This is a genomic window from Flavobacterium sp. U410 (assembly GCF_053570605.1).
This window is the reverse complement of record NZ_JBSEFI010000013.1, coordinates 25,917-46,728: the sequence shown is the minus strand read 5'-3', so window position 1 is coordinate 46,728 and position 20,812 is coordinate 25,917. Positions and strand designations below refer to the sequence as shown.

Below are 20,812 nucleotides of genomic sequence, written 5' to 3'. Positions count from 1 at the left end.
GACAAAACTGAAAACTTCGGCTTTAAAAATACCAATAAAAAACAATGAATCTCCTAATCGAACAATTTAAAAAATATGGAAATCTAAGTCTGGATTTAGAAAAAGAATTGAAAAAGAAAATCAAATTTCTGAAAAAGAAAAAAGGGGATTTTTTATTGAAAGAAGGGCAGATTGTTTCTAACTTGTTCATCATCGAAAAAGGACTTGTACGTTCTTTTTACAACTCAAATGAACGGGAAATAAATGTATGGTTCGGATTTGAGAACATCGTTTTAGGCTCTATAATGCCTCTGTTTTTTAATCAACCTTCAATCGAAAATATCCAATTTTTAGAAGATTCCTCCTTATATTATATATCAAGTAACGATCTTGACAAACTTTATAAAAATTCACTGGAAATGAATATAATTGGAAGGAAAATGGCGGAAGAATATTGTAAAATTCTAGAAGAGCGTTCCTTTTTATTGCAAACACTGTCTGCCGAACAACGTTATAACGATCTACTTAAAAATCAACCTGAAACAGTCCAACGAATTTCATTAGGATACATTGCTTCGTATTTGGGAATTTCTCAAGAAACGCTCAGCCGAATACGAAAAAAATAATGATTTTGACTTTTGTCAAAAAATTCACTTTGATTTTCTTGTTGCTTTGCATCATTAAAACAAAAGAACAATGAAATATCTATTTTTAGGTCTAGCAATTGTGCTTGAAGTAATAGGATCTAGCTTTATGAAAGCGTCAAATGGTTTTTCAAAATTATTACCGACAACTATTTCGATTGTTGCCTATATCGCTTGCTTTTTTTTCTTTTCACAAGCATTAAAATCCATTAACCTGGGAATTGCTTATGCAATCTGGGGCGGTTTGGGAATTGTACTGACTGCGATAATTTCGATGGTAATTTTTAAGCAATCATTAGACGTTCCGGCAATAGTTGGAATTATATTAATTGTTGCCGGAGTTTTTGTAATGAATTTTTTCTCAAAATCTACCATAAACTAAAAACACCTAATATCAAATAAAGAAGTTCATCATATTTGCGGAGAAATGAATTTTATTTTTTCAGAATTTTCATAGTCTTTATGTTTCCATCTTTATCTTCTAACTGTAACAAATAGTATCCGGCTGAATATGTAGATAATGGCAACATTGTTTTTCCAGAAGGCACACTTCCTGAAATCATTTCTGTTCCCAAAAGAGAGTAAAGCTTATATTTTAAATTTGAATCTGTACTTATTGTAATAGAGCTACTAAATGGATTAGGAAATATAGAAGTTTTAGGAAATATAAAGTCATCTGTACTTAACGTGTTAATTATCTCATAACAGTAACTTTCACTACCACAACTATTAGTTGCAGTAACGCATACATTGTAATCATCTGATTCATTAAAAGTATGTTGCGGGCTTCCTTCTGTAGATGTATTACCATCACCAAAATCCCATGTGATAGAATCGTATGGAAGTGATCCGCTATAGTTAAATGTAAATGTTTGCTGATTTTGACCTCCTTGACTAAAAGAGAAACTAGGTTGAGGCGAAACACACGGACAGTTGGAACTACCATATTTCACAACAAAAAAGTCTTCCAAAACAGCACTAAATGTATCATCATTAATATATAAATGACCATTAAAGTTTCCTCCAAGGTAATAATTATTATTATCAGAAGACAATGCATACCCAAATTCTTCGGCACCAAAATTGCTGTCTAAGTCTTCAAGACTTATTATAGTTCCATCACTTTTATTAAAACGTGCAAAAAAAACATCATAAAGTTCATTAACCTGCTGAGTAAGAGTAACACCATCCCAAGTTATACTAGCATGTTGACCCGTTATTGCTACTTCATTATTATTTATTACAATAGCATTTCCGTCAGATGCAGCTAATGTTTCTGCGTTAGTAGACCATATACCTTGCCCTAAATCATCAATTTTAATAATATAAGGAAACATATGCGGTTGATTTGAAGTAAATGTTTGACCTGCAAAACTATCTCCAGCTAGTCCGCTTCCTGTAATATAAATATCATTATTACTATCTATACAAAAATCTGTTAACTTTCCAAAAATGTTGGGGTCATTTTCTATTTTCCAAACATAATTTCCATTACTATCAAAAGCTGCTAAATACATTATTGAATTAATGTTTTGGTCACCTACTGTAATTGTACCGTCATCGGGATCAAAAGAACCACCTATGTAAAACCCTCCTGTGTTAGAGTTTCTTAAAAATTTAAAATCACCAGAAACACCTGTCATTTCAATTTGTAAGGGTATTGTTCCAAGAAATGTTCCATAAGTATCATATTTAAAAATAAAAAAATGATCTCCCGCAGTATTATTTACAAAAGCCCCTTCGGCATAAGTCCCAGGCGGCAGAAGACAAAGCCAATAACTATTCCCTTGTAGATCTGTTTGTACTCCCAGACTAAGACTATGACTAAACGCTTCAGAAATTGACACATTATCCTGTTGTGGCATTCTTAACCATTGAAATACACCATCAGGATTGTATTTAAGCAAAAATAAATTTTTTTTATTTACATCAGGTAAAACAGAAAAAGGGATAATAGAATCGGTATCGAAATGTACAGAAAAATTTTGCGTAGAATTATACACAGTTCCAGACACATAAATGTTTCCAGCTCCATCAACTTGTATGTTTTCTATTCTATCGGTACTTGGTCCGCCAATAACCTTATTCCAACGATGGGTACCGTTGCAATCATAGCTAGCCAACAGATAATCTCTATTTGAACCACCATCATAAGCGGTTAATGGCATTCCATCAAGTTGAAGTCCTGTTTTTCCAATAGTATTTAAAAAATATAAATTACCTTGAGGGTCATTAAGCATATCTACAGTCTTTTCTTGATCATTAATTACGTTACTTGAACCACCATCAATCGCCCATTGCCAAGTTTGGGAGTTTGATATGTTACGTACAAATAAGCAAAAAAATATAAAAAGAGGAAGTTGTAAATTAACGTAATTTTTCTTCATATTATAAATTTTTTTCGCTCTAAAATAAGCAATATTTTTTTATTTGTTTATAATTCGTAACCTAAATTACTTTTTTAAACTTGTTCTTAGTGAGCAAGAAAGAAACGTTACATCAAAAATTCAACACTCTATTTTCATACTGCCTTTACGTCGTACTCTTGATGATTTTTTGAGAAATAAATGCGGTTCATGACCAAGATGATTAAAGAAAATGAATTGATAAGAATCTCGCGAAAATTTGCCTTAATCTTCTAAATTTTGTCTATTTTTGGTTTAGTAGCTCTACGTTCCTGCTTTTTTGTTGATATCCATGTATGCTATATAAAAAATGAAAATGAATAAATTAAACACAGAAGAATTTTATGGAAATCATTATCAAAAGTTAACTTTCAGTAACCTAATAATTACAAACATAAAATATACACAACAAGATTGCCATGGAAATCTATAGTTCACCTATCTACCTCAAGGAAAATTATTTAAGGCCAACAAAAAAATCATAAAATATGTCATTCAAAAATTTAGCAACAATTGTCTTTATTGTAGCATTCCAAATTATAACTGCACAAACTATTTATAAGGACAGTATCTTTTCTAAAGTTACTAAAGCAACTTACACTTATGGCAAAGTAGAAAACGAATCACTTCAGTTTGACTATTACAAAGCGGATAACTCTCGAAAAAAATTACCATTAGTTGTATTTGTGCATGGAGGCGGATTTTCTGGTGGTTCAAGAGATGATGATTATACTGTAACATTTGCCAACAAGCTTGCACAACGAGGTTATGCTGTTGCTTCTGTTTCCTACAGATTAACGATGAAAGAAATTGGTTTTGGCTGCGATGTAGAAGCAACTAAAAAAATAGCAGCCTTTAATTCGGCTTCGAATGATGTGAGTTTAGCAATAAAATATATTCTCGATAATGATAAAAAATTCAACATTGACAGCAACACAATAATTCTTGCAGGATCTAGTGCTGGTGCTGAAACCGTTTTGAATATGGTTTATGTTTATGACAATACAATTTTACCTCTAAATTTTAAATACGCCGGCGTAATAAGTTTGGCCGGAGCTTTATCTACCTTAGACAAAATAAACAACAACACTGCAATTCCTACACAACTTTTTCACGGAACTGCTGATAATTTGGTTCCTTATAATTTTGCGCCACATCGTTTTTGCAATTCAAACGATAAGGGATTTATAATGTTATATGGTTCTGATCCAATTGCCGAACGTTTAAAAGGTTTAGGAATCTCTTACTATTTCCATTCCATAAACGGTGGTTCTCACGATTGGTCGTATTTACCAATGACTACTTATTTTGATGAAATTATTGACTTTTTATATCATGATATCGTTCATGTAAGCACTATAAGACAAACAAACCGAACTACAAACAATTAACTCGCAAGGTAATTAGTCACTAAATAGCTTCGGCGTTTTTTTAGTTATCTTTGTGAGAAGAAATTTTCCTTTATGAATTTGGATTTACGAACAGTAAGCGTCATTCGTTACATTACGCCGTTGCGCGAAGGTGGTTCACTACCGGCGCTAGCCGATGCCGATGACGATTTTAAATATGTAATTAAATTTAGAGGTGCCGGTCATGGTGTTAAAGCCTTAATTGCTGAATATTTAGGTGGCCAAATTGCGAGCTATCTAGGTTTGCCGGTTCCCGAATTAGTTTACGTAACTTTAGACGAAGCTTTTGGAAGAACGGAAGCCGACGAAGAAATTCAAGATTTATTGAAATTTAGCGAAGGTTTAAATTTAGGACTTCATTATTTATCTGGCGCGTTGACATTTGATGCAGCCGTGAATGATTGCGATGCGCTTTTAGCGTCAAAAATTGTGTGGCTCGATGCTTTTATTACCAATGTTGACCGAACGTTTAAAAACACAAACTTGTTGATTTGGAAAAAAGAATTATGGCTGATTGATCATGGCGCTTCTTTCTATTTTCATCATTCATGGAACAATTGGGAAACTACTGCCGTTACTCCGTTTGCACTAATCAAAGATCATGTTTTGTTGCCCAAAGCAAGTAAACTGGAAGAAGTACATGCTGAATTTAGTTCCAAACTGAATCCTTCGATTTTAAAAGAAATTGTAGATCGAATTCCAGAAGAATGGTTGCAATGGGAAGAAACCGATTTATCACCAGATGAAATCAAATTGGTTTACTTAAAATTCTTATCACTTCGATTAGAAAATGCTTCAACTTTTTTAAAACAAGCTCAAGATGCACGAAAAACACTTATATGATTACGCTGTCATTCGTGTAGTACCAAGAGTAGAACGCGAAGAATTTATAAACATTGGTTTGATGTTGTTTTGCAAACGCCAAAAGTATTTGCGAATTCAATACCAAATTCCAAAGGAAAAAATAACGCTATTTTGTCCAGAATTTGATGTGGATCAATTAGAAATAAACTTGGCAGCCTTCACCAAAATTTGTTCGGGTAAAAAAGACGGCGGACCAATTGCTGAATTTGAATTAGCTGAACGTTTTAGATGGCTAACCGCTATAAAAAGTTCTAGTATTCAAACCTCAAGACCGCATTCGGGGTTTAGTACAAACCTAGATCTCACATTTGATGAATTATACACAGAATTAGTTTTATAATTATTTTCACATGACTTAACTCGTTAATCATACGTTTTTTTGGCTGTTCAATCATTTTTTAGTACCTTGAGGCTCAGTAACACCAAAACATTTATTAGTATGAAAAAAGTAATTTTAAGTTTTGCCTTTTTAGCTGCTTTATCCTTGACTTCATGTAAGGAAGAAACAAAAGAAAAAATGGAAGACGCTGCCGAAGCAATCCAAGAAGATGTCCAAGAAAAAGTGGATACTGCTGCCACTACAGTAGAAGCTCATGTTGACACTTTAAAAGAGAAAACAAGCGAGGCTCTTGAAAAAGGAGCTGAAAAGCTTGAAGATGCTGCCAAAGAAGTTCATAAATAAAATTAGTTTCAGTTAAACATCTTATTTTTGTATCTTAGATACAATTATTAATTACAAAAAGGTAAAAAAATGAAAAAAGTATTTTTAGGCTTAGCAATGGTAACAGCACTTTTAGTTGTATCCTGTAAAGAAGAAACAAAAGATAAAGTGGAAGAAGCTACTGAAGCTGTTGGGGAAGATATTAAAACTTCAACAGAAGAAGCCGCTGAAAAAATCGACTCTACTGCAAATAAAGTTGAGAAAGAAGTTAAAGAAGAAGTTGAGTATATGGATGAAAGAGTTGACTAGTTCAATAATATATGCAATAAAAATAAAAACCCGAAAGTTATAACTTTCCGGGTTTTTATTTCATAACAAATACTGATTCTTATTTTCTAATTTTTTGCTCCCATTTCCAGGCACTCGCTAATGCTTCTTCTAAAGAAGATTGTGCTTTCCAACCTAAAATATTATTGGCTTTATCGGTATTAGCATAAGCTTCTATGACATCGCCTTCTCTTCTGCCTACAATCTTATAAGGCAATTTTTGATTGGAAACTTTTTCAAAAGCATTTATAACTTCTAAAACAGAACTTCCTTTGCCGGTTCCGATGTTAAACGTTTCTACCTTGCCAAGATTCTTATTTTCCAAAAGTCTTTGCAAAGCCACAACATGCGCTTTTGCTAAATCAACCACATGAATATAATCGCGAATGGCGGTACCGTCCGGTGTTGGATAATCATTTCCGAAGACTGATAATTCTTTTCGCAAACCAATAGCCGTTTGTGTAATAAATGGTACTAAATTCTGTGGCACTCCTAAAGGTAATTCTCCGATTTCAGCAGTTGGATGGGAACCAATTGGATTAAAATAACGCAATAAAATAGCATTGATATTGGTCACTTTAGTCACATCGGTTATAATTTCTTCCCCTATTTGTTTAGTATTCCCGTAAGGCGACATTGCTTGCTGCACCGGAGCATTTTCGGTAATCGGCATTGTTTCGGCTTGACCGTAAACCGTACATGACGAACTAAAAATAAATTTGGCTTTTGCTTTAGCTTGCAATTCTTGTAAAATATAAACTAGAGCATTGATGTTGTTTTCATAATACAACAATGGATTTTCAACACTTTCACCAACAGCTTTACTTGCTGCAAAATGAATAACACCTTCAATATCCTGATACTTGTTAAAAAAATCTTGAACTGACTTTTTATTGCGTAAATCTATATTTTCGAAAATCGGTCTTTGCTTCGTGATCCTTTCAATTCCGCCTAAAACTTCAATAGAAGAATTAGACAAATTATCGATTATAACAACTTCAAAACCTTCGTTTTGCAATTCTACAACCGTATGCGAACCTATAAAACCTAAACCACCTGTAACAAGTATTTTCATCTTTAAAAAGAATATAGAATAAAGAAAATAGAAGATAGACAAGTTTCTTTTCTCTATACTCTATTTTCTTTATTCTTAAAAATTAAACAAACTCTAAAACTGAATCTGTAATAAATTTAATCTGTTCGTCGTCTAATTCCGTATGCATTGGCAACGCAATGACTTCAGCACACAACTGATTGGTTACTCCAAAATCAGCCTCATTATAACGAGCATCTAAATATGCTTTTTGTTGGTGTAACGGGATTGGATAATAAATAGCGCAAGGAATTCCTTTTTCTTGTAAATGCGCCAATAATCCATCGCGCTTACCATTGGTAATTCTAATTACATATTGGTGAAAAACATGATCGTCGCCATTCCAATCAAATTGTGGCACTACAACATGTTCGCTTTGCGATAAAATATCATTGTATTTTTTAGCGGCTGTTCTTCTTGCTTGATTGTAAGCATCTAAATGGGGTAGTTTCGCTTTCAATACTCCGGCCTGAATACTATCCAAACGAGAATTTACTCCTACTACATCATGATGGTAACGAACATACATTCCGTGATTAACTATTCCTCTTAACGTGTGCGCTAAAGCATCATCATTCGTAAAAATAGCACCACCGTCACCATAACAGCCTAAATTTTTAGACGGAAAAAATGAAGTCGCTCCCACATGACCAATAGTTCCTACTTTTTTCTTGCTACCGTCTTTAAACGTATAGTTTGCACCAATGGCCTGCGCATTATCTTCAATTACAAATAAATTATGTTCAGCGGCAATTTCCATAATGGCATCCATGTTAGCAGCACGCCCAAATAAATGCACCGGAACAATAGCTTTTGTTTTTGGTGTAATCGCCTTTTTAACAGCTTCAATAGAAATGTTCATATCATCTACATTCACATCTACTAAAACCGGTGTTAATTGCAACAACCCAATCACTTCAACAGTAGCCGCAAAAGTAAAATCGGCAGTAATCACTTCATCTCCCGGTTTTAAACCTAATCCCATCATGGCAATTTGCAAAGCGTCAGTACCATTTGCACACGGAATGACGTGTTTTACTCCTAAATATTGTTCTAAATCAGCTTGAAATTGATGAACCAAAGGTCCGTTTATATACGTTGTAGTTTCTAGTACTTCTTGGATTGAAGCATTAACTTCATCTTTTATTTTTTCGTATTGACTTTTCAAGTCAACCATTTGTAATTTTCTCATTTGTAAAACGATATTTTGTATAGCAAAAGTAAGAATTAATTATGATTAGAAGCGAATGGTCAATTCTTTTTTGCTATCCTTTTTCCTGCTGTTCGTTCTATTTATCGCTTCGCGCTAAGATGCCACTTCCATCAGGGCTAAAAGGGATTCATTTGGTAATTTTTGTTTATTTTAGCCACTCAAATAAATAACATGCTTTTTTTATACAATATAATCATACAGCTAGTCGCATTGGTTTTAAAGTCAATAGCATTTTTTAGTCCCAAAATGAAACTTTTTATCAACGGTCGAAAAGATGTTTTTTCCACTTTACAAAGTAAAATTCAACCAACCGATAATGTTATTTGGTTTCATGCTGCTTCTTTAGGTGAATACGAACAAGGCCTTCCTGTTATGGAAGTCATTAAAGAGCAATTTCCTAAACATAAAATCGTACTGACATTCTTTTCTCCGTCGGGTTATGAAGTTCGTAAAAACAATACCATTGCTGATGTTACGGCTTATCTTCCTTTGGACACTAAAAACAATGCTACAAAGTTTTTAAAACTTGTTCATCCCGAAATGGCTTTCTTTATCAAATATGAATTTTGGCCTAATTATTTGAACGAATTAAAAATTCGCAATATCCAAACCTATTTAATTTCCGGGATTTTCAGAGAAAAACAAGCTTTTTTCAAATGGTACGGTGGATTTTATCGCAACGCATTACAATCTTTTGACCATTTCTTTGTGCAAAACGATTCTTCTAAAAAACTAATTCAATCTATTGGTTTTACCAACGTAACTGTTTCTGGAGACACACGTTTTGACCGAGTTACCACTATTTTAGAACGCGACAATTCATTGGATTTTATCGAAGATTTTAAATTTCTCGACTCCGCTCGAAATAATAAAGCAACCACAATCGTTATTGGCAGTTCGTGGCCCAAAGACGAAGAATTATTGGTTAACTACATCAACCAAGCACCCGATACTGTGAAATTCATCATTGCTCCACATAATATTAAAGAAGAACAAATTTTGAATTTGAAATCACAAATTCAAAAGAAAACAATTCTATTTTCAGAAAAAGAAGCGATACTAAAACAACACTCCGACTCCGCTCAGTGTGACAAGCTAGAGAATTATCAAGTTTTCATTATCAACACAATTGGTATACTGACTAAAATTTACAGCTATGCCGATATTGCTTATGTGGGCGGCGGATTTGGCAATCCCGGTGTTCATAATATCTTAGAACCGGCAACTTTTGGCGTTCCCATTATTATTGGACCTAACTATGCTCATTTTGCAGAAGCTACCGCTTTAGTTCATCAAGGAGGATGTACTTCTATTCAAAATGCAAACGAATTAAAACTGGCATTCGATTCGTTACTCTATAATTCAGACGAACGTTTAGAAAAAGGGCATATCTGCGAGACATTCGTTCAAATGAATAAAGGAGCTACAACAAAAATTATAAATTACATTTTAACAAAAAACCAACAATAAGCTATCTTATAAAAAACGTAAATTGCAAAACAAAAACCATAACAAAATGAAACTTTTAAAATTACTAATCCTTTTCATTACTTTTCCAATATTCGCACAACAAGGCGGTATGTGGATTCCTAGCCTACTCAAAGGCATGAATGAAAATGAAATGCATCAACTAGGCATGAAAATCAATGCTCAGGACATTTATGATGCGAATCAAACCAGTATTAAAGATGCTATTGTGCATTTTGATGGTGGTTGTACTGCCGAAATTATTTCGCCAAAAGGTTTATTATTAACTAATCACCACTGTGGTTATGATGCTATTCAAAATCACTCAAGCGTAGAACACGATTATTTACAAGACGGTTTTTGGGCAAAATCAACGAACGAAGAATTGGCTAATCCTAAAATGGTAGCTACCTTAATTGCGAGCATTCACGATGTAACCAATACAGTTTTAGAAGGTGTTGCACAACTTTCATCCGAAACTGAAAAACAAAGACGAATTGAGGAAAACATCAATCGTATTCAAAAAACGTTTCCTAAAGAAGCTTGGCAAGAAAACAGAATCAAAACTTTTTACGAAGGAAATCAATACATATTATTTGTAACCGAAACTTTTAAAGACGTTCGTTTAGTAGGCGCTCCGCCAAGTTCTATCGGAAAATTCGGTTCCGATACCGACAATTGGGTTTGGCCACGTCACACAGGCGATTTTTCCATTTTCAGAATTTATGCCGGAAAAGATAATAAACCAGCCGAATACTCAAAAGACAATGTTCCATACACTCCAAAACACTTTTTACCGATTTCTTTAGACGGAATTTCGGAAGGCGATTTCACCATGGTTTTTGGTTTCCCCGGAAGAACACAAGAATATTTACCATCTTTTGCAGTTGAACAAATCGTAAACACTTTAAATCCGGCTAAAATTGAAATTCGTGATGCTGCTTTAAAAGTTCAAGATGGTTTTATGCGTAAAGACCAAGCCATCAAAATTCAGTATGCTTCAAAATATGCACGAATTGCAAACTATTGGAAAAAATGGATTGGTGAAAGTCAAGGTTTGAAAAAATCAAATGCCGTTCAACTGAAAAAAGATTTTGAAACTGAATTCCAAAAAAGAATTACTCAAAAAGGAAAACAAGAAGAATACGGAAACCTTTTGGCTGACTTCGAAAAGAACTACAAAGCCATTGACGATTATGCTTTAGCTAGAGATTATTTCGTAGAAATTGCTTTGCGCAACACCGAATTATTGAGTGTCGGTTTCAAATTATACCAATTAGAGCAAGTTTACAAAACAAAAGGCGAACAAGCTTTCAATGACCGAAAAGAAAACACTTTAAAATCGTTAGAAGGATTTTACAAAGATTTCAATGTAAATGTTGACGAAAAAGTTTTTGAAAAACTATTTGCTTTATACGGACAAAAATCACCGCTAGTTCCTGCTGAATTCAAAACTATGAATTATACCAAGACGACAACTGAAGTATACAGCAAATCAAAATTAACTTCCTATTCCGGACTTCAATCTTTACTAAGTGGCGATGCTAATAAAGTATTCAAATCTTTAAACAAAGACAAAGGATATGTTTTAGTTAAAAAAATGGCGGATAATTACTTCAACACTATTGCTCCTAAATATGATATGCTAAACTTAGAATTGAGTGCATTGCAACGTGAATACATGAAAGCACAATTGGAATTGTTCCCTGACGGAAGATTTTTCCCGGATGCCAACAGCACTTTACGCATTACTTACGGTCAGGTTAAAGGATATAATCCTAGTGATGCCGTTTACTACGAACCTGTTACCCACTTAGAAGGTGTTATGGAAAAATATATTCCGGGAGACTATGAATTTGACGTTCCTTCTAAATTAATTGAATTGTACAAAACCAAAAACTACGGTTCGTATGCCGACAATGGAAAAATGCCGGTTTGTTTCATTGCTACCAATCATACGACTGGTGGAAACTCCGGTAGCCCGGCTTTAGATGCACAAGGAAACTTAATCGGATTAAACTTTGACCGCGTTTGGGAAGGCACCATGAGTGACATTCATTATGACCCCGCAATTTGTAGAAATATCATGGTAGACATTCGTTATGTTTTATTTATTATTGACAAATATGCCGACGCAAGAAACTTAATCGACGAAATGCACATGGTTCATCCTAAAAATTCGAAAAAATAAGGCTTTTTTTCTGCCACATTCTCACAAAAACCCCTTGTAAATCAAGGGGTTTTTATTTAAAAATATTTTTTTTAAAAAAAAAAGTAAAAACATTTTGTCAAGTCAAAAAATTTATATCTTTGCTATGAATTAATAATTAACCTTTTATAATTTAGTAAGATGAAAAAAGTTGTTTTAAGCTTAGCATTAGTTGCTATGATGTTCGTATCTTGTAAAGAAACTGCTACTGAAGCTCCAGTTGAAGAAACAGTTGAAACTCCAGTTGAAGAAACTGTTGAAGCTGTTGAAGCTACTGTTGATACAACTGCTGTTGATACAGCTGCTGTTGAAGCTCCTGCTACTGAAGCTCCTGCTGCTCACTAATAATAAGCAAACAGAACAAAAAAAAGCTCCACCAAGTGGGGCTTTTTTACTTTTTATACTTATCCGAAATTAATCTTCAAAAATTACATCTCCAAAGATATCATTTCCCAACGAGAAATCTAAAATCTCAGCACTCTGCATGTAGCGCTTAATCTCATTTATCCCTTTCTCCATCAATAATTGCGTCGTGTATTTTCTGCTAACAGCTACTTCCTTCCCATTAACAATCATTTTAAAATAAAACTTTCCTCCACCCGATCTGAAGTTCATAAAAAGGATTTGCTCTACTCTTTGTTTGACGTATTCTATTTCCTCTTCACACTCAAAACGCAATTCAAAAGCATTACTTGTAAAAATAGTTTTCCCTTTCCTTGAAGTCAGCTCATATTTATACACACCACTTGGGCGCTTCGTAATCACAAAAGTTGCCATTAAAAGTTTTTTATAGTTGTTGTTTAAACTAAACTAGTTAGTTCTGTTTTAAAAATAATCAAAAAAGTATAGAAACAAAAAAAGCTTCTAACTTAGTTAGAAGCTTCTTGTACTCAAGGCGGGACTTGAACCCGCACGGGCATTACTACCCACTGGATTTTAAGTCCAGCGTGTCTACCAATTCCACCACTCGAGCGTTGGTTTATTTGAAAATTTAAAAATAAAGCCTTTTTGAACCAAGCAAAAAGGCTTTAGTACTCAAGGCGGGACTTGAACCCGCACGGGCATTACTACCCACTGGATTTTAAGTCCAGCGTGTCTACCAATTCCACCACTCGAGCAAAATTAAATTTTCATGGAGCGAAAAACGGGGTTCGAACCCGCGACCTCAACCTTGGCAAGGTTGCGCTCTACCAACTGAGCTATTTTCGCGTATTTATAAGAACTTTTTTCTTGTTTGCGAGTGCAAATATATAATATATTTTTCTTTCTACAAGCACTTTTAAATAAAAAATATAACTTTTACACAATCCCCTGAAAGTGAATAATTTATTTTTGAGTTATCTTTTTGTAAACATTCGTTTTATTTCATTGAGCTTCATCAAAGCCTCTACAGGTGTTAATGTATTAATATCTGTATTCAAAATTTCTTCCTTAATTTCTTCTAAAAGCGGATCGTCTAAATTAAAAAAGCTCAATTGCATTTCTTCCTCTTCTGTTTTTAATCCGTTTAATTCAGCTCCGGAATGATCTTTCTCCAACTTTTTCAGCATTTTTTGTGCTTTTTGAATTACTGTTTGTGGCATTCCGGCCATTTTAGCTACGTGAATACCAAAACTATGTGCACTTCCGCCTTTTACCAACTTACGAATAAACAAAACAGTATCTTTTAACTCTTTGACCGAAACATTGAAATTTTGAATTCGACTAAAGATAGCTTCCATTTCGTTCAACTCGTGATAATGTGTGGCAAACAAGGTTTTAGGCTGATGTGGATGCTCGTGCAAATATTCGGAAATAGCCCAAGCAATTGAAATTCCGTCATAGGTTGAAGTTCCGCGACCAATTTCATCTAACAACACTAAACTTCTTTCCGAAATATTATTTAAAATAGAAGCCGTTTCGTTCATTTCGACCATAAAAGTCGATTCGCCCATCGAAATATTATCACTAGCTCCTACTCTAGTGAAAATTTTATCTACAATTCCCATTCGGACACTTTCGGCCGGAACAAAACTTCCCATTTGAGCCAACAATACAATTAAAGCCGTTTGTCTTAAAATAGCCGATTTACCAGACATATTAGGTCCGGTAATCATAATCATTTGTTGGGTTTCCCGATCTAAAAAAACATCATTAGAAATATAAGGCACTCCAACAGGCAACTGCTTTTCAATTACAGGGTGACGTCCTTCTTTAATTTCCAAATCAAAAGAATCGTCAATTTGCGGTTGCGCATAATTGTTTTCTATTGCCAATTGCGTAAAAGACTGCAAACAATCGAGTTGAGCAACTAAATTAGCATTATGCTGAACCGGTTTTATATAACTCGCCATCCAGTTGACCAATTGCTCAAAAATCTGGCTTTCTAATGCTTGTATTTTTTCTTCAGCACCAAGAATTTTAGCTTCATATTCTTTCAGTTCTTCCGTAATGTAACGCTCTGCATTTACTAACGTTTGCTTGCGAATCCATTCACCTGGAACTTTGTCTTTATGCGTGTTTCGAACTTCAATATAATATCCAAAAACATTATTAAAAGCGACTTTTAACGACGGAATTCCTGTTTGCTCGCTTTCTCGTTGCTCCAATTGTTCCAAATAGGCTTTCCCGTTTTGAGAAATATTACGCAAATCGTCCAATTCTTGGTTCACACCAACAGCTATAGCATTTCCTTTATTGATATTAACAGGTGCTTCCGGATGAATAGTTGTTCCGATTTTCTCGCGAAGCAATTCGCAGGCATGTAAACTGTCACCAATCGTTTTTAGCGCTTCATTTTTACTTTGTAACGCTAACGCTTTTATCGGAATAATTGCATCTAAAGAATCCTTAAGATAAATCATTTCGCGAGGCGAAACTTTTCCTGCTGCTACTTTTGAGATCAAACGCTCCAAATCGGAAATTTGTTTGATTTGGTATTGAATACTTGCCAAATCTTCCGAATGCACTTTTAAATAGGCTACCACTTCGTGACGGCTTTTAATGCGATTGGCATCTTTTAAAGGTAAGGCTAACCAACGTTTCAGCAAGCGCGCACCCATTGGCGATAAGGTTTTGTCAATTACATCAAGAAGCGTAACCGCATTCACATTGGTCGAATGATACAATTCTAAATTTCGAATGGTAAAACGATCCATCCAAACATAAGCATCTTCGGCAATACGCTGAATATTGGTAATGTGTTGATTTTTATTATGCTGTGTTTCCGACAAATAATACAAAACCGCTCCCGAAGCAATAATTCCTTCCGGAAGTTCTTCAATTCCGAAGCCTTTCAATGAATTGGTCTGAAAATGTTTGGTTAAACTTTCCAAAGCATAATCTTCCTTATACACCCAATCTTCTAAGAAAAACGTATGAAAATCTTCTCCGAAAACTTCTTTGAATCGGTTTTTAAATTGTTTGGGCACTAAAATTTCACTTGGATTAAAATTTTGAAGCAATTTATCTACGTATTCTTCCGTTCCTTGAGCCGTCAAGAATTCGCCGGTAGATACATCTAAAAACGAAACGCCCAACTGTTTTTTCCCAAAGTGTACCGATGCTAAAAAGTTATTGGATTTGGCATGCAAAACCTCATCGTTCATTGCTACACCCGGCGTTACCAATTCGGTTACTCCACGTTTTACAATGGTTTTAGTCATTTTTGGATCTTCCAACTGATCGCAAATAGCTACGCGAAGTCCGGCTTTGACTAATTTTGGCAAATATGTATTCAACGAATGATGCGGAAAACCTGCTAAAGCTGAATTTTCACCACCATTGTTTCGATTGGTTAACACAATTCCCAAAATATTAGCCGTACGAACCGCATCATCTCCGAAAGTTTCATAGAAATCTCCCACTCTAAACAACAAACATGCATCGGGGTATTTAGCCTTTATGCTGTTGTATTGCTGCATTAACGGTGTTTCTTTCTTCTCTTTTACCTTAGTTTTTGATGCTTCTTTTTTCGCCACAATTCTTCAATTTTAGTACAATTGCGAAGGTAAGAAAATCAAGCACAATGACAATATTAAAATCAACAGCAATTCTAGTAATAAGATGAATTTTCAAAATGAATTTCAAAATTCGAATGCAATCCTTAATTTTGCAACATGAGAAAATTAGCCAACGAAGAACTGAACCGCATCAGTAAAGACGAATTTAAACAAGCTGAAAAAACACCGATTCTTGTTATTTTAGACGACATCAGAAGTTTACACAATATTGGTTCGGTTTTTAGAACGAGTGATGCTTTTTTGTTGGAAAAAATCTACTTGTGTGGAATTACGGCAACTCCGCCCAACAAAGAAATTCACAAAACAGCTTTGGGTGCAACGGATACCGTGACTTGGGAATATGCAAAAGATGTTTTGGAAGTTATTCAAAAATTGAAAGACGAAAACGTAAAAATTTATTCGGTAGAGCAAACTGAAAACTCAATTATGCTGAATGATTTCCAAGTGGAAACTCAAGAACGTTACGCCTTAATTTTTGGTAACGAAGTAAAAGGGGTTTCGCAACAAGCTATTGATTTAAGTGAAGGTGTTATTGAAATTCCACAATTGGGAAGCAAACACTCGCTAAATATTTCCGTTAGTGCCGGAATTGTAATTTGGGATTTGTTTCAGAAGTTGAACTCTTAATTGTCATTCCGAACTTGTTTAACGCTATTGAATCTTCGATTTCGGAATCTTTTAGAAGCTGAAATAAATTCAGCTTGACAAATTAATTTTCTATTTTCTTTTGAATCTCTTCCAAAATCAAAACATAATCTTCTTGGCGTTTTACAAAATCAAAATCGGAAACATCGATGATTAAAACATTCAAATCGGTTTGCGTTTTGATGTAATCCAAATAACCGCGATTGATTTTATCTAAATATTCCGCCGGAATTTCTTGTTCGTAACTTCTGCCACGCTTTTTGATATTTCCTAAAAGACGATCTGTATTTTGGTACAAATACACATACAAATCGGGTTTAGGCATTTCTTTGTGAATAATATCAAACATGGTTTTATACAAACGGAATTCATCTTCTTGCAACGTTACTTTTGCAAAAATCAACGATTTAAAAATATGATAATCGGCTACAACAAAATCTTTAAACAAGTCAAATTGCGCCAAATCATCAGTCAACTGCTGATATCTGTCCGCTAAAAAAGACATTTCCAAAGGAAAAGCATAGCGATTTTGGTCTTTATAAAATTTAGGCAAAAAAGGATTATCGGCAAAACGCTCCAAAATTAATTTGGCATTACAATCTTCCGAAATTTTAGTAGCCAAAGTGGTTTTCCCAGCGCCTATATTTCCTTCAATAGCAATATAATTGTACTGATCGATTCCTAAATTAGCCAAAGGCGAAAGCAATTTATCGGAAAACACAATACAATTAGAATCATCTGTTGTTTCCTGAAGCAATTCGGCAACCGATTTCTTTAAAAGAGGATGTTTCCATTGGGAATCCAAATCGGCAAACGGCAACAAAACAAACTTTCGGTTTTGCATCTGAATGTGCGGAATAATCAAATCTTGCGTTTCAATCACTTCTTCGTTACAAGCAATAATATCTAAATCGATAGTTCTTGCCTGATATCCGGCGCCTTCTTTTCGCGTTCTGCCTAATTTTTTTTCAATTTTTAAAAGTTCTTTTAAAACTTTTGATGCCGATTTTGAAGTATGAACCAGTAAAGCCAAATTTAAAAAAGCATCGCTATCAAAACCCCAAGAAGGTGTTTCGTAAACTTTTGATACTTTAACCACAGTAGCTACCTCATTATGAATCATAGCAATACATTTTTCAATATACTCTAATCTGTCACCCTGATTGCTTCCTACTGATATTACAATTTGATTTTGGCTTTTCATACGGAACAAAATAACAAACTATTTTACACTTAAAACTGAACAAATTTATTTTTTTATGAACATGTAACATTTTAACATTTTCCAAGACTTATTATTCCAGACTATTTAATGAAAAGAAAAATGAAATTTTTAGGAAACGTATTAGCCACTGTTATTGGCATCTTTATTTTTTGCATGTTGTTGTTCTTTGGCTTATTATTCATCGGAATTGTTGCCGGAGGTGATGATGACAAAGTTACGGTAAAAGACAATTCGGTTATTGAATTGGACTTATCTGACGTGACACTAGATTATGCCGGAAAAATAAACTTCAAAGACTTTAATTATTTTGAGACCAAGCACAATGGCCTTATTGATATTTTAAACGCTATTGATTACGCTAAAACCGATGAAAAAATCAAAGGAATTTCTATTCTTAATAATTTTTCAGGACTAGGGTTAGCCCAAAGCAAAGCATTACGCGACAAATTAGAAGATTTCAAAAAATCAGGAAAATTTGTAGTGGCTTATTCTAACTATTTAACCCAAAAGGATTACTATCTGAATTCAGTTGCCGATACTTTGTACCTGAATCCTGTTGGCGAGTTAGATTTTAAAGGATTAAGTTCTGAAATTCTTTATATGAAAGAACTTCAGGAAAAAACAGGAATCAAAATGGAAGTTATTCGTCACGGAAAATACAAAAGTGCCGTTGAACCATTCCTTGCGCAAGAAATGAGTCCGGAAAACCGTGAACAAATGACCGTATTATTAGAATCGGCTTGGAAAACAATTGTAGATGATATTTCCAACAGCAGAAAAATAGGCGTTGATAGTTTAAACAGTATTGCAAATTCATTAGGCGGACGAACTCCTGAATTAGCTTTAGCTAAAAATTTAGTAGATAAAGTAGCTTATGAAGATGTGTATCATGACGCTATCAAAAGAGCTTTAAAAGTTAAAGGAACGGAAGACTACAACAAAGTAGCAATAGTTGATTATGCGAAAAAAGTAGCAACAACCGCTAAAAATTTCGATAAAGAAGACATCATTGCTGTGGTTTATGCTCAAGGAGAAATTGCCAGCGGAGAAGGTGACGTAGATGTTATAGGAGAAGGCGCTATCCGAAGATCATTAGAAGAAGCCCGCAAAAACAAAAATATTAAAGCAGTCGTTTTACGTGTCAACAGCCCGGGTGGTAGTGCTTTGACTTCTGATCTGATCTGGAGAGAAATTGAGCTAACCAAGAAATTAAAACCTGTTGTTGTTTCTATGGGGAATTATGCAGCATCAGGCGGATATTACATATCATGTAATGCTAACAAAATTTTCGCTGAACCAAGCACTATTACAGGTTCAATTGGTGTTTTTGGCATGCTACCCAACATGAGTGCTTTGGCAAAAAACATTGGTATCAATGCAGAACAAGTTAAAACACATGCTAACTCTGGCGGTTATAGTGTTTTTGAACCTTTAGATGAGAATTTCAAAAACTTTACCTTAGAAAGTATTGAAAATATTTACAGTACTTTTGTAAAACGTGTTGCTGACGGAAGAAAAATGTCCACTCAAGAAGTTGATGCTATTGCTCAAGGTAGAGTTTGGACAGGAACAGATGCTTTACGAATTGGCTTAGTAGATGAATTAGGAGGCTTAGATGACGCTATCGCTTATGCTGCTAAAATAGCTAAGACAGAAACCTATAAAACAAAGAATTTTCCGGAATACGAAAAAAGCTTTCAAGATTTATTATCTAATTACACTGGTTTAGCGATGTTTAAAACCCGTGAACAAATGATTAAAGAAGAAATTGGCGAAGCTAATTATCAAGTTTTAGAACAATTAAGACGTGTTCAAAGCAGAAAAGGAATTCAGGCAATTATGCCTTATGAAATAAAAATTGAATAATTTTTTCATTTAAAATATGTGAAAGCCATTCGTTATGAATGGCTTTTTTTATGGGTTTCAATATCTTTGTGCTAATTTTAAAAGGTATGAGTTCCAAAGACAAATTTTTAGCGCAACGTATTTACTTTACATTAAGTGCACTTTTCATCTGTTCCTTAGTGGTGTCTAATTTAATTTTTCAAAAGTTCTTTTATTGGTATCCTTTTGGTGATGTCGAAATTTTTGGTGCTAAATTATTTGAAATTTCAGTAGGAATTATTCCATATCCTATTACTTTTTTGGTAACTGACATTATTTCTGAGATCTATGGGAAGAAAAAAGCCAATCAAGTAGTTACTACCGGAATTTTTGCTTCCATTTTCTCATTGGGAATCATTTATATTGCTAACGCCGTTCCGGCAATGCAAAGTTCCCCTATAAATAACGAACTATTTTCTAAAGTATTCGGACAAACTGCATTAGCCGTTTTGGCTTCCATGATTGCTTATTTAGCTGCGCAATACATCGATATTCAAGTGTATCACTTTTGGAAAAAAGTAACCAAAGGAAAAATGCTTTGGGTTCGCAATAATTTTTCAACTATGACATCACAAGCAGTTGACACTTTTTCGGTATTGCTTTTATTGTGCATTTTTGAAATTTTGCCTTGGGAATTATTCGGAAAATTATTTGTCAGCGGGTTTGCTTTTAAAGTATTTGTTGCCTTGTTAGACACTCCTTTTATGTATTTAGCTGTGTACTTATTCCGAAAAAAATTTAATTTAAAAGTCAACGAAGAGTTATTCATTGATTAAAATTATTTTT

Annotated in this window: 19 protein-coding genes and 3 tRNA genes; 13 read left to right on the top strand and 9 right to left on the bottom strand. The window is 34.1% G+C overall.

Annotation, left to right across the window (positions count from 1 at the left end; genetic code table 11):
- The first annotated feature begins 44 nt into the window (after window positions 1-44).
- Both ACUSJC_RS09880 and ACUSJC_RS09875 read left to right on the top strand, forming a co-directional pair.
- Complete coding sequence (locus ACUSJC_RS09880) at window positions 45-605, top strand: Crp/Fnr family transcriptional regulator (RefSeq protein ID WP_449269410.1); 561 nt, start codon at window positions 45-47, stop codon at window positions 603-605.
- A gap of 70 nt (window positions 606-675) precedes the next feature.
- Window positions 676-1,005, top strand: a complete 330-nt coding sequence (locus ACUSJC_RS09875; protein WP_449269409.1) for a DMT family transporter — start codon at window positions 676-678, stop codon at window positions 1,003-1,005.
- A gap of 52 nt (window positions 1,006-1,057) precedes the next feature.
- Here the strand turns inward: ACUSJC_RS09875 and ACUSJC_RS09870 are convergent, their stop codons facing one another.
- Window positions 1,058-3,010 (bottom strand): PKD domain-containing protein, encoded by a 1,953-nt coding sequence (locus ACUSJC_RS09870; protein ID WP_449269408.1) that lies wholly within the window; start codon window positions 3,008-3,010, stop codon window positions 1,058-1,060.
- A 506-nt stretch (window positions 3,011-3,516) separates the two neighbouring features.
- Between ACUSJC_RS09870 and ACUSJC_RS09865 the strand changes: the two genes are divergently transcribed.
- The 5 genes from ACUSJC_RS09865 to ACUSJC_RS09845 all read left to right on the top strand — a co-directional run bounded on the left by ACUSJC_RS09865 (window position 3,517) and on the right by ACUSJC_RS09845 (window position 6,271).
- The gene (locus ACUSJC_RS09865) at window positions 3,517-4,419 is read left to right on the top strand and encodes an alpha/beta hydrolase (protein ID WP_449269407.1); all 903 of its coding nucleotides are present in this window, start codon (window positions 3,517-3,519) and stop codon (window positions 4,417-4,419) included.
- A 72-nt stretch (window positions 4,420-4,491) separates the two neighbouring features.
- Window positions 4,492-5,280: a HipA family kinase gene (locus tag ACUSJC_RS09860; protein ID WP_449269406.1), complete on the top strand. Its 789-nt coding sequence runs from the start codon at window positions 4,492-4,494 to the stop codon at window positions 5,278-5,280.
- Window positions 5,258-5,641 carry a DUF3037 domain-containing protein gene (locus tag ACUSJC_RS09855; RefSeq protein WP_449269405.1) on the top strand — a complete coding sequence of 128 codons (384 nt, stop codon included), beginning with the start codon at window positions 5,258-5,260 and terminating at the stop codon, window positions 5,639-5,641. Before ACUSJC_RS09860 ends, ACUSJC_RS09855 begins: the two co-directional genes overlap by 23 nt.
- Before the next feature lie 99 nt (window positions 5,642-5,740).
- The gene (locus ACUSJC_RS09850) at window positions 5,741-5,983 is read left to right on the top strand and encodes a hypothetical protein (protein ID WP_449269404.1); all 243 of its coding nucleotides are present in this window, start codon (window positions 5,741-5,743) and stop codon (window positions 5,981-5,983) included.
- A 69-nt stretch (window positions 5,984-6,052) separates the two neighbouring features.
- Window positions 6,053-6,271, top strand: coding sequence for a hypothetical protein (locus ACUSJC_RS09845; RefSeq protein ID WP_449269403.1), 219 nt, complete (start codon window positions 6,053-6,055; stop codon window positions 6,269-6,271).
- A gap of 79 nt (window positions 6,272-6,350) precedes the next feature.
- On the opposite strand, the gene galE is transcribed toward ACUSJC_RS09845, so the two are convergent.
- Together galE and ACUSJC_RS09835 are read right to left on the bottom strand one after the other, a co-directional pair.
- Complete coding sequence (gene galE, locus ACUSJC_RS09840; RefSeq protein ID WP_449269402.1) at window positions 6,351-7,364, bottom strand: UDP-glucose 4-epimerase GalE; 1,014 nt, start codon at window positions 7,362-7,364, stop codon at window positions 6,351-6,353.
- A gap of 82 nt (window positions 7,365-7,446) precedes the next feature.
- Entirely contained in the window at window positions 7,447-8,574 is a 1,128-nt protein-coding gene (locus tag ACUSJC_RS09835) for a DegT/DnrJ/EryC1/StrS family aminotransferase (protein WP_449269401.1), read from the bottom strand.
- Window positions 8,575-8,766: 192 nt separating this feature from the next.
- Here ACUSJC_RS09835 and ACUSJC_RS09830 point away from each other — a divergent pair, with 192 nt between their 5' ends.
- From ACUSJC_RS09830 to ACUSJC_RS09820, 3 genes are all read left to right on the top strand, one after another.
- Window positions 8,767-10,065 carry a 3-deoxy-D-manno-octulosonic acid transferase gene (locus ACUSJC_RS09830; RefSeq protein ID WP_449269400.1) on the top strand — a complete coding sequence of 433 codons (1,299 nt, stop codon included), beginning with the start codon at window positions 8,767-8,769 and terminating at the stop codon, window positions 10,063-10,065.
- 46 nt (window positions 10,066-10,111) lie between these two features.
- Window positions 10,112-12,253: a S46 family peptidase gene (locus tag ACUSJC_RS09825; RefSeq protein ID WP_449269399.1), complete on the top strand. Its 2,142-nt coding sequence runs from the start codon at window positions 10,112-10,114 to the stop codon at window positions 12,251-12,253.
- A gap of 159 nt (window positions 12,254-12,412) precedes the next feature.
- Complete coding sequence (locus ACUSJC_RS09820; protein ID WP_449269398.1) at window positions 12,413-12,616, top strand: hypothetical protein; 204 nt, start codon at window positions 12,413-12,415, stop codon at window positions 12,614-12,616.
- A 69-nt stretch (window positions 12,617-12,685) separates the two neighbouring features.
- On the opposite strand, the gene ACUSJC_RS09815 is transcribed toward ACUSJC_RS09820, so the two are convergent.
- The 5 genes from ACUSJC_RS09815 to mutS form a co-directional block, all read right to left on the bottom strand.
- Window positions 12,686-13,048, bottom strand: a complete 363-nt coding sequence (locus ACUSJC_RS09815; protein ID WP_449269397.1) for a DUF1508 domain-containing protein — start codon at window positions 13,046-13,048, stop codon at window positions 12,686-12,688.
- Window positions 13,049-13,158: 110 nt separating this feature from the next.
- Window positions 13,159-13,244 (bottom strand) — tRNA-Leu (locus ACUSJC_RS09810).
- 59 nt (window positions 13,245-13,303) lie between these two features.
- Window positions 13,304-13,389: transfer RNA gene (locus ACUSJC_RS09805), tRNA-Leu, on the bottom strand.
- Between the two features lie 15 nt (window positions 13,390-13,404).
- Window positions 13,405-13,480: transfer RNA gene (locus ACUSJC_RS09800), tRNA-Gly, on the bottom strand.
- A 128-nt stretch (window positions 13,481-13,608) separates the two neighbouring features.
- A complete protein-coding gene (gene mutS / locus ACUSJC_RS09795; RefSeq protein ID WP_449269471.1) occupies window positions 13,609-16,173 on the bottom strand; it encodes a DNA mismatch repair protein MutS in 2,565 nt (854 codons plus the stop codon).
- Window positions 16,174-16,368: 195 nt separating this feature from the next.
- Between mutS and ACUSJC_RS09790 the strand changes: the two genes are divergently transcribed.
- Window positions 16,369-16,899 carry an RNA methyltransferase gene (locus tag ACUSJC_RS09790; protein ID WP_449269396.1) on the top strand — a complete coding sequence of 177 codons (531 nt, stop codon included), beginning with the start codon at window positions 16,369-16,371 and terminating at the stop codon, window positions 16,897-16,899.
- 82 nt (window positions 16,900-16,981) lie between these two features.
- On the opposite strand, the gene folK is transcribed toward ACUSJC_RS09790, so the two are convergent.
- Window positions 16,982-18,121, bottom strand: coding sequence for a 2-amino-4-hydroxy-6-hydroxymethyldihydropteridine diphosphokinase (folK, locus tag ACUSJC_RS09785; protein ID WP_449269395.1), 1,140 nt, complete (start codon window positions 18,119-18,121; stop codon window positions 16,982-16,984).
- A 120-nt stretch (window positions 18,122-18,241) separates the two neighbouring features.
- Here folK and sppA point away from each other — a divergent pair, with 120 nt between their 5' ends.
- Window positions 18,242-20,008 carry a signal peptide peptidase SppA gene (gene sppA / locus ACUSJC_RS09780; RefSeq protein WP_449269394.1) on the top strand — a complete coding sequence of 589 codons (1,767 nt, stop codon included), beginning with the start codon at window positions 18,242-18,244 and terminating at the stop codon, window positions 20,006-20,008.
- An 86-nt stretch (window positions 20,009-20,094) separates the two neighbouring features.
- Window positions 20,095-20,802: a queuosine precursor transporter gene (locus ACUSJC_RS09775; protein WP_449269393.1), complete on the top strand. Its 708-nt coding sequence runs from the start codon at window positions 20,095-20,097 to the stop codon at window positions 20,800-20,802.
- Window positions 20,803-20,812 lie beyond the last annotated feature (10 nt).